The following is a 12,818-nucleotide window of genomic DNA, read 5'->3' on the forward strand; positions in this document are numbered from 1 at the left end:
GGATAATCTTTTTCAGATTCAATCAATAATTGAACCGCTCTTTCTCTGATTTCAGGGGTATATTTTGGTTTTGTCATTGGAACATTCTCTCAAGAAAGTTGGTCTCCGACAAACCCGGTACGGTTCATTATTTAAAATAATCAGTACCTTTTCCTGGTAGGAACTGCGCCATTCAATTTTTTTCTCATCAAACCAAATATGCGCAAAATCCTTAAATAGGGGTGTTGATGAGCTCAGTACAGCTTTACGTTGCTGTATCTCACTAAACTGTGCAACTCGTTTGCTTTTAGGAAAATACTTTGCATACTCGAAAGTCCCTAAAGTAATTTCTGCCTCAAGCTGTTCTAAACGTTTCTTTAAAAGTTTACGGTTTTGGGCCGTATCTTCGAGATTGGTTGTTTCTCTGCACCGTACACCTTGATAGCGGAAGTCGACAACGAGCTTTCCATAACGTTCTTGAATATTCGCCATATGCAGGACTCCTTATTGCAAAGTGGTTAGCCCTAGGCTGGTGAATTTCAACATATCTTCTTCGATACGTTCCCATACAAACAAAATTTTGCGTCCACCGAATGGGCGGATGTAATGAATGCCCTCAAGGAAAATACTGTCCTTAAGTTGGTTACGGATGGTACGTGGGTCGTAATGAATTTTTTCAGCCAACTGTTGGGCTGTCATATAGGTGTATGTCATAATGATATTCCTGTAAAACTTCATCGGATGTGGAGATAAATTACATCCTTGAAGATAAATTAACTCTAAAATTGCTCAAATGCAATGAAAAAGTAATCGGATTAGAGGAATTTATTGTGATTATTTGTAAACTTCCAACTCTTTTGGCTGAAAGAAGGATGAGGGTAGCAGATCTTATCCGTGGTACTGGTATTAATAAAACCACATTGCATAAGCTTTATAATGGAGATTTGACACGAATAGATTTTGATACTATTGATCGGGTATGTGATTTTTTAGATATACAGGTTGGGGAGTTATTTATATTTGAGCGGACTAATGATTTGTTAGCGCAGTCAAATAATAGAGATACCGATGATGAATAATAAAATAGATAATCAATAATTTTTGTGTAATTACATGATAGGGGCTTGGTCATACAGATTCGGCCAACTTAGAAAGTAGCGCGTAAAAAAATAGAGTCACTTTTTGGTCACCATTTGGTCACCAATTTTAAATGTAATGTTCTGTTAACTTGCTTTTTTAAGTATCAGAAATTCTGATAGATAATAATACTATTTAAAATCAATAAAAAAGCCCCCATCTTTCGATGAGGGTTTTTTTGAATTTGGAGCGGGAAACGAGACTCGAACTCGCGACCCCAACCTTGGCAAGGTTGTGCTCTACCAACTGAGCTATTCCCGCATGCGGTGTATAATACATGATGCAAAAATAGGGTCAATCATTTTTTGCATGTCATTGTACTGACTGAATAAATAAACAACATTTTTGGAAAATAGTGCGGTTAAATGACTTAGGTTGTTTGTTTTATAAAAGTTTTCATTGTCTGCAAAAATATTAATATCACTTACAATGCGCTGCAGCTATGCGAAAAATAAAAGCATCAGACATAAAAAATCCGCAGTACTAAATTTCTAAAAATGAAGCCGACTGCGGATTTTTTAGGTGATTCAAAATAATTTTATTAAATTTAAATAATTGAATTTAATCAACATTATTCCACTGTTACGCTTTTTGCCAAGTTTCTAGGTTGATCGACATCAGTACCGCGCAAAACTGCCACATGATAAGACAACAACTGCACAGGAATGCTATACACAATTGGCGCAAGCAACGCGCTGACTTGCGGTACATAAACCACATGCTGACGCTCTTTATCTGCAGGAATGCCGCTGTGTTCATCTGCAAATACAAACAGCTCACCACCACGTGCCTGTACTTCTTCCATATTGGATTTCAGTTTATCCAGCATGTCATCTTGCGGTGCTAAAATCACCACAGGCATGTCATTGTCTACCAATGCCAATGGGCCGTGCTTTAATTCACCCGCAGCATAACCTTCTGCGTGAATATATGAAATTTCTTTCAGTTTCAAAGCACCTTCCAAGGCAATTGGGAATTGTGTGCCACGACCCAAGAACAAGCAGTGATTTTTCTCTACAAACAATTCAGACAAACGTAAAATTGCCGTATCATTTTGCAAAGTATCTAAAATTACTTTTGGTGTGTGCCACAAGTCTGCAATAATTTCCGCTGTTTCTGTCGCTGCAATTGCATTTTTCACCTGACCAATTTTGAGCACCAACAGCATTAATGCTGCCAACTGTGTCGTAAAGGCTTTGGTCGATGCCACACCAATTTCAGGACCCGCAAGCGTTAACAAACTATGGTTGGTTTCACGTACCATTGACGACGTTGCCACGTTACAAATGGTCATGGTTGTGATATCTAAACCTTTTGCAGCAGCACGTTTTTGTGTATCACGTAACGCAGCTAAAGTATCTGCAGTTTCGCCAGATTGTGAAATGCACACATACAACGTGTTATTCACAATGACTGGGGTACGATAACGGTATTCGCTGGCAATTTCCACATGACATGGCAAGTTAATCAGCTGTTCAAACCAATATTTTGCAATCATCCCTGCATGGTAGCTGGTACCGCAGGCAATAATCTGTACCTGTTGGATGTTGGCAAAATCAAGTTCAGCATCTTTCAGGAAATCTTCACGTAAAGCGTTGCCATTTAATGCTTGTGAAATGGTTTGTTGAATTGCTTCAGGCTGCTCATAAATTTCTTTGAGCATGTAGTGTTTATATTCACCTTTCGATGCATTGCTTACAGTTGCATCCAACTCTTTTACAGGGCGTTCAACCGTTTGACCGTTTACAAAAACTTCAATGCTGTCGCGGGTTAAGCGGGCGATATCACCTTCTTCCAAATACATAAAACGGTTGGTGATCGGCAATAACGCCAATTGGTCTGAACTGATAAAGTTTTCGCCAATACCGACACCAATCACCAAAGGAGAACCTTCACGTACCGTGATCAATTCATCTGGATAATCGGTATGGATAATTCCCAGAGCATAAGCACCTTTCAGTTGAGGCACGACTTGCTGTACCGCAACCAATAAATTCGGTGCAGTTTTAAGAGCATGGTTGACCAAGTGCGCAACCACTTCAGTATCCGTTTGAGAGCTGAACATATAGCCTAAAGCTTCTAGCTCATCTTTCAGTTCTTGATAATTTTCGATAATACCGTTGTGTACGACAGCAACATTGCCAGAAATATGCGGATGTGCATTGTTTTCTGTCGGTTTGCCATGTGTTGCCCAACGTGTATGGGCAATACCGAGTGAACCTGTGACTTGAGAATCTAGTACTGCTTGCTCAAGATTTGCTACTTTACCGACACGACGCTCACGCAAGACCTGACCTTGACTAATCAATGCCAAACCTGCGGAATCATAACCGCGATATTCTAAACGCTTTAAACCTTCAATGAGGATATTGGTAATACTACGTTCTGCAACGCCACCGACAATACCGCACATAGGAACTTCCTCTTATTTTTTCAATTTCTGTGGACGTTGATAATTTTCTTTAGTGAACTGTTTAGAACGTTCCACAGCTAAACACTGTTCTGCAACATCACGGGTAATGGTCGAGCCTGCGCCTACCGTTGCACCATTGGCAATGGTGACAGGTGCAACCAATGAACTATTTGAACCAATAAAGACTTGGTCACCAATAATGGTTTTAAATTTATTGGCACCATCATAATTGCAAGTAATCGTACCTGCACCAATATTGCTGCCTGCACCCACTTCGGCATCACCTAAGTAGGTAAAGTGGTTGGCTTTGGAGCCTAAACCAATTTGACTGTTTTTCACTTCAACAAAGTTGCCAATATGCACTTCATTGGCCAATACCGCGCCCGGACGTAAACGTGAGAATGGACCAATTTGCGCAGCTTCACCTACAACCGCTTGGTCAAATACGCTATACGGCTGAACTTTAGTGCCCGCAGCAATTTTGGTGTTTTTGAGGATACAACCTGCACCAATTTCTACGCCATCACCCAGTTCGCAATCGCCTTCAATAATTACGTTAATATCAATGCGAACGTCTTTACCTGCAGTGAGATTACCACGTAAATCAAAACGGGTTGGGTCAATTAAATGCACACCTTGTTGCATGAGTTGCTTGGCTTGAAAGTTCTGGAACTCGCGTTCTAATGCAGCCAATTGCACACGGTCATTCACGCCTTCTACTTCAAAAGCCAGTTGAGGTTCTACCGATGCAACTTCTAAGCCATCGGCAATTGCCATCGCCACAATATCGGTCAGGTAATATTCACCCTGCGCATTGTTATTGCTCAGTTTTGGCAGCCATTCATGTAATTTGGCATTGCTGACGCAGTAAATACCCGTGTTAATTTCCTGAATTTGACGCTGGGCTTCAGACGCATCTTTATGTTCAACAATCGCTTGAATTTTACCGTTTTCACGTACAATACGACCATAACCCGTGGCATCAGCAAGGGTAAGTGTCACCAAGCCAATTTGGGTTTCACGTGAAACATCGAGTAGCTTTTGTAAAGTTTGCTCTGTAATACAAGGTACATCTCCCGATAAAATCAGTGATACACCTTCACGTGGTAAAACAGGCAAAGTCACTTTGACTGCGTGACCTGTGCCCAACTGTTCAGCTTGTTCGACCCACTGTACCTGTTCATGCGCAAACGCATTTTGCACCAAAGCACCGCCATGACCGTAAATGGTAATTATATGATCTGCTTGTAATTTTTTTGCGGTATTAATCACGTGACCCAAGAGTGGGCGTCCTGCAAGAGGTTGTAATACTTTTGGTAAATTTGAACGCATGCGCGTGCCTTTACCTGCTGCAAGAATAATCACGGTGGTAGACATGTTGAATCCTAGTGATGGCTAAACCAAAGTAAAAGATAAATAAATATAAATACATAATGCGGCCCAAAGACCCGCAATAATATCGTCCAGCATGATGCCAAAACCACCTTCGACCTGACGATCAATGACACGTATTGGCCAAGGTTTCCACACATCAAATAGTCGGAATAGGGCAAAACCCACAATTACCCAGACCCAGCTGATTTGATTGATAAAAATCAGGGGTAAAAAGGTAATCGATTGTCCTGCAAATTCATCCCAAACAATACGACCATCATCATGTACGCCCATAACCTGTGCAGTACGTCCACAGATATATATGCCAACGAGGGACATGATGGCAATGGCAAAAAGGCTTGGAATGAAACCAAGCGCGAACCAAATGGGAATGAACAGTAGGGCAAAGGCCGAACCAAAGGTACCGGGAGCTTTGGGTAGTAGACCTGAACCGAAGCCAACACCACAGCATACAATCAGTCGGTCAGTCCAAGACATGGCTTTGAAATTAATCGCGGGTTTTTGCAAAGTGTTGGTATCCATGAAAATGAAGTGAACGATCTACGCCATTCTGTTCAAAGCTTAAGCGGTTTTGATTGTTAATTTTGCCAATAATATGAATAGGGGTATTCAGCGGTTTTTGCAAAAGCTGCTGATAATTTTGTGGGCTTATTGTAAAGCATAACTCATAGTCATCGCCACCTGCCAAGGCATATTGCCACTGCTTTTGTTGTGGTAATTCGGTTAATGCAGCATCTATAGGCAGTTGGCTGAGTTCAATACAAGCACCGACCTGAGAGGCTTTGAGAATATGCCCTAAATCTTGTGCCAAGCCATCTGAAACATCAATCATGCTTGAAGCCAGACCTTTGAGTTGTTGTCCAAGTTGACAACGTGGTGTTGGGTAGTCGAGACGTTGTTTTAAAGGATGATCGAGATGATCTAAACCAAAAGCGGCATCACCGACTTGTCCGCTGACGCAAATATAATCACCGACTTGCGCGCCTGAACGTGGAATGGCATGTCCTTGTTCAATCCAGCCTAAGGCGGTAACGGAAATGGTGAGATGCGGGCTTTGTGTGGTATCTCCACCAATTAAACTTACCCCAAATTGATCGCAACAATCATGTAAACCCTGACTAAACCCTTTGAGCCAGTCGTGATCAATTTGGGGTAGGCTCAATGCCAATAATATACTGTGTGGGGTGGCACCCATGGCGGCAATGTCAGATAAATTGACCGCAACCGATTTCCAACCAATCGCATGTGGGTTGGTATCGAGGGGGAAATGTCGTCCAGCGACTAAAGTGTCGGCACAAATGACCAATTGTTGTTGCGGCGGAGGGGTGAGCAGAGCTGAGTCATCACCGACACCTAAATCGACTGCATCGGGACGCGGTCTGTTGAAATAGGTCTCAATAATGGAAAACTCAGCCATACAACAATCGACTCAATACTTTGAATTAGCTGCTTTGTTGCTTTTCTGCTGCACGTAAGCTGTTGGCAAGACGGTCTAATACACCATTGATGTATTTGTGGCTGTCTGCACCACCAAAGTGTTTTGCCAATTCAATCGCTTCATCCAATACCACACGGTATGGAATTTCCAGATGTTGTTCTAACTCATAAGCACCTAAACGTAAGGTGGCGAGTTCAACACCATCGAGGGCTTGAATGTCACGATCAAGAACAGGCACCAGTAATGCATCCAATGCTTCATGATTGGCAACCACTTGAGTCAACAATTCATGATAATAGCCGAGATCCACTTTGTGCATGGCATTTTCCACACGGGTACGTGCTTCAATTTCATGTACTGGATTGTGGCTCATCTGCCATTCATAAATACCTTGCACAGCAAAACGACGTGCTTTACGTTTTGCTGCATAAGTTGCTTGAAGTGTTTGCGACATAGCGTTAAATAGCCTTTAACAAGTTAACCATTTCAATTGCAGTTAAGGCAGCTTCACTTCCTTTATTACCTGCTTTTGTTCCAGAGCGTTCAATTGCTTGTTCAATACTATCCGTAGTCAATACACCGTTAATCACAGGTAAGCCAGTATCTAAACCAACCACACCTAAGCCTTTGGCACATTCACCTGCAACAAAGTCAAAGTGTGGAGTGCTACCGCGAATCACTGCGCCGAGTGCAATAATGGCATCATAACCATTCGATGCAGCTAATTTTTTAGCCACAACAGGAAGTTCCCAAGCGCCTGGTGCATGAACAACGGTGATATTATCCTCTGATACGCCATGACGTTTCAATGTGTCAATTGCGCCATCAAGCAAATGCTCAACCACAAAACTATTAAAACGACCGACTAAAATCGCATAACGGCCTTCGCTAGCGAGATGTAATAAACCTTCAATACGGCGAATTGCCATAGCAACCTCGATTATTTCTCTGATGTTGGATCTGCGGTGATATATTCCACCACTTCTAAGTTAAAGCCTGATAAAGCATTGAAACGTAATGGTGAGCTGAGTAGCTTCATTTTTTCAACGCCTAAATCACGTAAAATTTGTGCACCCACGCCAATGGTTTGGTATTGCTGTGACAATGCAGCATTGGCTTTGCCTTGTTTCGGGGATTTAAGGCTGTCTAGAGCAGGGCCCAAGTCTTGCAATTGAGCTTGACCAATCCAGACCAAAACACCACGTTCACTGTTGGCAATTTCTTTTAAAGCACGGTCTAAATTCCAAGTTGCCGAACCATCTGCTTTTTTCAGCTTCAGCAAATCACGGGTTGGATTAAAACCATGCACACGTACTGTGGTAACGCCTTCTTTCGGCTCGCCTTTGACCAATGCCAAGTGAATGTCTGGGTTCCCCAGTTCACGGTAGCGATATAAGTCAAAAGTACCATATTCGGTGTCGATGCTTTGCTGATCCAAACGCTCTACAGTTTGTTCATTGGTCATGCGATAGTGGATTAAATCGGCAATAGTACCAATTTTTAACCCGTGCTTTTCAGCAAAAATTTCTAAATCTGGACGACGCGCCATCGTGCCGTCTTCATTGATGATTTCACAAATTACCGATGCAGGCTCTAAACCTGCCAAACGGGCAAGATCACAACCTGCTTCGGTATGTCCTGCACGGTGCAATACACCACCTGGCTGTGCCATGAGTGGGAAAATATGCCCAGGCTGAACAATATCGGCAGGCTTGGCATGTGCAGCGACAGCGGTTTGAATGGTATGCGCACGTTCTGCGGCAGAAATACCCGTGGTAATGCCTTCAGCAGCTTCAATCGACAAAGTAAAGTTCGTACCGTGTTGTGCACCATTGGCATCAACCATTAACGGTAGGTTTAATTGCTGGCAACGGTCACGACTTAAGGTTAAGCAAACAAGACCACGCGCGTGTGTGATCATGAAGTTGATATCTTCAGGGCGAACGTGGGTTGCGGCAATGACTAAATCACCTTCATTTTCACGATCTTCATCATCCATGAGGATGACCATTTTTCCTGCACGGATATCTGCTACAAGCTCTTCGACAGTATTGAGCGGCATCAACCTTCACCTTCTTATTTGTCTGAAACGACATTGAATGAGAGAGATGCATAGTCTAACGGTTTTTTACCTGTTTTGCCTATGCTTATCATTTTCATTGCGTGACTTATGGTTATACACAGTGTCATCAGGCTTGGAAAGAGGTGAAAAGGAGGATTTGCTGCGTTGCTGTAGATTGTTTAGGCAATTAAGATGAAATGCAAAATCTGTGAAAAATAAAACTGTAGAGGGCATAGGATATTATCGCCCTCATTCTCGCCTTCACTTGAGCCCAGTTGGGTTTTGGGAGAAGGCAAGAATCAGAGATGAGATAATTCATTAAATTCAGGTATAAGAGAATTTCTGTTTAGCGCTCACGTAAGGCTTCTTTGGCTTTGTTGAATGGTTTGATCAGATAATCCAACACCGTTTTTTCACCCGTTTTAATATCGACTGTTGCGACCATGCCCGGGGTAATATCAAACGCTTGTCCTGCTTTGTTGCTGAGTTTGTCTGAATCGGTACGGATATAAACCCTTATCTTGGGATATTTTCTATTTCATATTACATCTTGTTTTGAGCGTTTTGGTTGTAAAATAAAACTGATTAAAAAATCCACAAAATGATCAACCTTTTTGACTGAGCGCTGAAAACATAAAAAATAAACACTTTTCTGTGATTAATTGCACAATAAATGCAAAAAAGTCATGTCTTGCATATCCTTAATTGTCTTTGTGTGGTTAGAATATAACAACTGTGCCCAAGATCTCTCACGTCTGTTATGAATATATTAATCGTTGATGATCATCCGCTGTTTCGCCATGCCTTAATTCAGGCGGTTCGTTATAGCTTACCGCAAGCTCAAATTCATGAAACTGCTGCAGTTAATGAATTGTACGAACGTTTGGAAAATGGACCTGAGCCTGATCTTGTTTTATTGGACTTGAATTTACCAGGGGCATCGGGCTTTTCTGCATTGGTGCATGTGCGTGCGCAATATCCATCTATCCCAATTATTGTGGTGTCCGCTCACGAAGAAGCATCGATTATTCAACGTTCAATTGCGCATGGGGCGATGGGTTATATCCCAAAATCGGCACATCCGAGCCATATTGGTGAAGCAATTCGTCAAGTTTTAGAAGGTGAGATTTGGTTGCCGCCAAACTTGGCTGCGAATGTTAACTTTGACCCTCGCGCTGCAGATGAAACAGCTTTGGCTGAACGTATTCAGTCTTTAACACCACAGCAATTCCGTGTATTGATGATGGTGGCAGAAGGTTTGTTGAATAAGCAAATTGCCTATGAATTAGATGTTTCTGAAGCGACGATTAAAGCGCATGTGACCGCAATTTTCCGTAAATTGGGTGTGCAAAATCGTACTCAGGCGGTATTGGCAATCAATGCTTTAAATATTGAAGAAAAGAAAATGTAAGATGTGACTGATCTGTAAAAGATGAGTTTAAAACCGCTGTGTTGATCTGGAAGATTGAGCAGCGGTTTTTTTATTGGGTGGGTGGTTGGCTGATTATGACCTTTTTAAAAAGCTAATTCGCTTTAGGATGTGACATTTAGCGTTCAGGTTGTTGATGTGCTTAAAACCTAAAAGGAATATTGTCTTATTCCTTTAGCTGTATGGCATAAACATATTCAGGCTTTCATGTCGATAAAACTGACAAAAATCGACATGAGAGAGTTGTCATGTCGATGACATAAACATATTCAGGTTGTCATGTCGATAAAATGGGTAAAAATCAACATGAGCTGAATAGCTATCAGTCTAATGCAGGCGATATGCTTCTTTCAGATTCTTAGGCTTTGATTGTATCTGTACCCATAAATCCAATAGTGTGAAGTTGTCCGCAGCGGGAAAACCCGCCACTAATAAGAAATACATAGAAGGACGAATATATTTTAATAGTAATAGATGAATGGTGATTTGAATAAATCATACCTAAGTGAGTAGGGGGCTTCCCCCTATATGGGTTCAACTTTTAGAATTCACGATAACCAAGCCCGCCAGCCGTGATATGTGCTAGATTTCGATCATAGGTAATTATTTGGCTTTCTTTTCCGATGGTTTTATTTTTCTGACTTGAGCATCTGTAAGCATTGCAATGATTCCACAGAATTGGGGGTATAATTTTGGGGGTAATTTATTATACCCCTAGTTATACCCCCAACAAGATCAAGCTTGCAATAGATAAAGTAGATTGCATTAGACATAAAAAAAGCTTAAACCCTTTAGATTTAAGCTTTTTAAGATCACATGAGACTTCATGAGAATAATGTTTGGCGGTGAAAGAGGGATTCGAACCCTCGATACGCTATTAACGTATACACACTTTCCAGGCGTGCTCCTTCAGCCACTCGGACACTTCACCATAGGCGGTGGATAATAACCAAAAAATAGTACAAAGCCAAGTTGAAAAATTTGATTTAGAGAAAAACTTTCAGCGTAGTGCTATGATTCTCAAAAATACCGTCTAAATCGAAGACACCTATGCAAAGTACTGCAAAAAAAGCAGCCTTACCCGTCATTACCTTGGCTGCACTCGGAGTTGTATTTGGGGATATCGGAACCAGTCCTCTGTATGCCTTCAGACAAACTTTTTTAACGGCGCATCTTGCAATTACTCAAGCCAGTGTATTGGGAATTTTATCCCTAATTTTCTGGTGCATGATGCTCACCATCAGCTTCAAATACGTCACCATTATTATGCGTGCCGATAACAATGGCGAAGGCGGGATCATGTCATTATTGGCATTGAACCTGCGCACCACCCGTATTGCCGAAGACAAAAAAATCTTCCTGATCGCACTTGGCTTTATTGGTGCATCCCTGTTCTTTGGCGATGGCATTATCACCCCCGCCATTTCAGTATTGTCTGCCATTGAAGGACTAAGTATTGCCACGCCTATCTTTAATCAATGGCTCGTACCGCTCTCCATTGGTATTTTGGCAGGACTGTTCATTGTGCAGCGTCATGGTACAGGCACTATGGGCAAATTTTTTGGCCCACTGACTTTGCTGTGGTTTTTAGCCATTGGCGGTGCAGGGCTGCTCAGTATCATCCAAACCCCATTTGTATTGGCCATGGTCAGTCCACACTGGGCGTTTAACTTTGTAGTAGAGCAACCCTTTGTTGCATTTCTCACCATGGGTGCGGTGATTTTAACCATGACGGGTGGCGAAGCACTCTATGCCGATATGGGGCATTTTGGGCGGATGCCTATTCGCCTCGCGTGGTTTTTGATTGTCTTACCTTGCTTGTTATTGAATTACGCAGGACAAGGGGCATTATTGCTACGTAACCCTGCAGCGATTGAAAATCCGTTCTATATGTTGGTGCCTGAATGGGGCTTATACCCGATGATTGGTTTAGCCACAGCTGCAGCGGTGATCGCTTCTCAAGCGGTGATCACAGGGGTATTTTCAATGGTCAATCAGGCCATTCAATTGCGTTATTTACCACGCCTGACTGTACGTCACACGTCCGATGTTGAACGTGGTCAAATCTATTTGCCATTCATTAACTGGGCCTTATTTATTTCGGTGCTTATCTTAATTTTATTATTTGAAAATAGTGCCAGACTTGCCAGTGCTTATGGCGTGGCAGTGACCATGACCATGCTGTGTGGCACGATTTTAATTTCAGTGCTGGCCTATGGTTTTTGGCGTTGGCCGATGTGGAAAGTTGCCCTTTTTGCAGTGCCATTTTTAACCCTAGATTTAATTTTTGTGGCTTCGACCTCGCTCAAAATTGTGTCAGGGGGATGGGTGCCAATTTTAATTGGCGCCATCATGTATACCATTTTAATGACGTGGAAAGATGGTCGTGCATTGGTTTTCAATCGTTTGGAAAAAGATGCCTTGCCGATAGACCTATTCATTCACAGTATTAGTATGGGCAATGAAACCAAATTTGTCCCTGGCGATGCGATTTTTTTGACAGGTACGCCTAACATTGTGCCACATGCCATGTTGCATAATATTAAGCACAACAAGGTCTTACATGAACGCAATATCATGGTAACGGTCATCACGCGTGATATTCCATTTGTGGCGCAGCAAGATCGGATTCAAGTCGAAAAACTGGATGATCGTTTTTATCGGATTGCCATGTATTACGGTTTTAAAGATCAGCCAAATATTCCAAATGCCTTGAAACAAGCCTATGAACAGCTTGAGTTTGAATTCGATATGATGCAAATGAGCTTCTTTATTTCGCGTGATCGAATTGTGCATACGGTGGGCGATGGCATGTCACCGTGGCGTGAAAAACTGTTTATTTCAATGCAGCGCAATACCAGTCCTGTGAGTGATTTCTATCAAATTCCAACCAACCGTGTGGTGGAATTGGGTAGTCAAATCGAAATTTAAAAACTGCTCAATAGATTTTAAAAAACCAGCATTA

At 42.0% G+C, this 12,818-nt stretch carries 11 protein-coding genes, 2 tRNA genes and 2 pseudogenes; 3 read left to right on the plus strand and 12 right to left on the minus strand.

The genetic code is table 11. From position 1 onward, the window contains the following. Positions 1-126: 126 nt before the first annotated feature. Positions 127-471 (minus strand): annotated as a pseudogene (locus FTU58_RS06965) (Arm DNA-binding domain-containing protein); the annotation flags it as partial. Positions 472-483: 12 nt separating this feature from the next. After that, entirely contained in the window at positions 484-693 is a 210-nt protein-coding gene (locus FTU58_RS06970) for a hypothetical protein (protein ID WP_004644831.1), read from the minus strand. A gap of 116 nt (positions 694-809) precedes the next feature. On the opposite strand from FTU58_RS06970, the gene FTU58_RS06975 reads away from it, so the two are divergent. Continuing rightward, positions 810-1,058, plus strand: coding sequence for a helix-turn-helix transcriptional regulator (locus FTU58_RS06975; RefSeq protein WP_004644833.1), 249 nt, complete (start codon positions 810-812; stop codon positions 1,056-1,058). Positions 1,059-1,301: 243 nt separating this feature from the next. Here FTU58_RS06975 and FTU58_RS06980 read toward each other — a convergent pair. The 9 genes and pseudogenes from FTU58_RS06980 to FTU58_RS07020 form a co-directional block, all read right to left on the minus strand. Continuing rightward, positions 1,302-1,377, minus strand: a tRNA-Gly gene (locus FTU58_RS06980). A gap of 310 nt (positions 1,378-1,687) precedes the next feature. After that, on the minus strand, positions 1,688-3,529 hold the full coding sequence (gene glmS, locus FTU58_RS06985) for a glutamine--fructose-6-phosphate transaminase (isomerizing) (RefSeq protein ID WP_004974344.1): 1,842 nt from the start codon (positions 3,527-3,529) through the stop codon (positions 1,688-1,690). A 12-nt stretch (positions 3,530-3,541) separates the two neighbouring features. Further along, positions 3,542-4,906, minus strand: a complete 1,365-nt coding sequence (gene glmU, locus FTU58_RS06990; protein ID WP_096902632.1) for a bifunctional UDP-N-acetylglucosamine diphosphorylase/glucosamine-1-phosphate N-acetyltransferase GlmU — start codon at positions 4,904-4,906, stop codon at positions 3,542-3,544. Between the two features lie 18 nt (positions 4,907-4,924). Continuing rightward, positions 4,925-5,446 carry a phosphatidylglycerophosphatase A gene (locus FTU58_RS06995; RefSeq protein WP_131260658.1) on the minus strand — a complete coding sequence of 174 codons (522 nt, stop codon included), beginning with the start codon at positions 5,444-5,446 and terminating at the stop codon, positions 4,925-4,927. Further along, positions 5,412-6,341, minus strand: a complete 930-nt coding sequence (thiL, locus tag FTU58_RS07000; protein WP_004974348.1) for a thiamine-phosphate kinase — start codon at positions 6,339-6,341, stop codon at positions 5,412-5,414. Before thiL ends, FTU58_RS06995 begins: the two co-directional genes overlap by 35 nt. A 25-nt stretch (positions 6,342-6,366) precedes the next feature. Beyond that, positions 6,367-6,816, minus strand: coding sequence for a transcription antitermination factor NusB (nusB, locus tag FTU58_RS07005; protein ID WP_180062256.1), 450 nt, complete (start codon positions 6,814-6,816; stop codon positions 6,367-6,369). Between the two features lie 4 nt (positions 6,817-6,820). Then, on the minus strand, positions 6,821-7,291 hold the full coding sequence (gene ribE / locus FTU58_RS07010) for a 6,7-dimethyl-8-ribityllumazine synthase (protein WP_004974350.1): 471 nt from the start codon (positions 7,289-7,291) through the stop codon (positions 6,821-6,823). Positions 7,292-7,302: 11 nt separating this feature from the next. Next, entirely contained in the window at positions 7,303-8,424 is a 1,122-nt protein-coding gene (gene ribBA / locus FTU58_RS07015) for a bifunctional 3,4-dihydroxy-2-butanone-4-phosphate synthase/GTP cyclohydrolase II (protein ID WP_096902634.1), read from the minus strand. Positions 8,425-8,770: 346 nt separating this feature from the next. Beyond that, positions 8,771-8,941, minus strand: a pseudogene (locus FTU58_RS07020) (secretion protein HlyD); the annotation flags it as partial. Positions 8,942-9,184: 243 nt separating this feature from the next. Here FTU58_RS07020 and FTU58_RS07025 point away from each other — a divergent pair. After that, positions 9,185-9,835, plus strand: a complete 651-nt coding sequence (locus FTU58_RS07025; protein ID WP_004974358.1) for a response regulator transcription factor — start codon at positions 9,185-9,187, stop codon at positions 9,833-9,835. 858 nt (positions 9,836-10,693) lie between these two features. Here the strand turns inward: FTU58_RS07025 and FTU58_RS07030 are convergent. Further along, positions 10,694-10,784 (minus strand) — tRNA-Ser (locus FTU58_RS07030). Between the two features lie 119 nt (positions 10,785-10,903). On the opposite strand from FTU58_RS07030, the gene FTU58_RS07035 reads away from it, so the two are divergent. Beyond that, positions 10,904-12,784: a potassium transporter Kup gene (locus tag FTU58_RS07035; protein WP_004974367.1), complete on the plus strand. Its 1,881-nt coding sequence runs from the start codon at positions 10,904-10,906 to the stop codon at positions 12,782-12,784. Positions 12,785-12,818: the final 34 nt, after the last annotated feature.

Source organism: Acinetobacter sp. YH12120, from assembly GCF_013418795.1.
GTDB lineage: Bacteria > Pseudomonadota > Gammaproteobacteria > Pseudomonadales > Moraxellaceae > Acinetobacter > Acinetobacter towneri.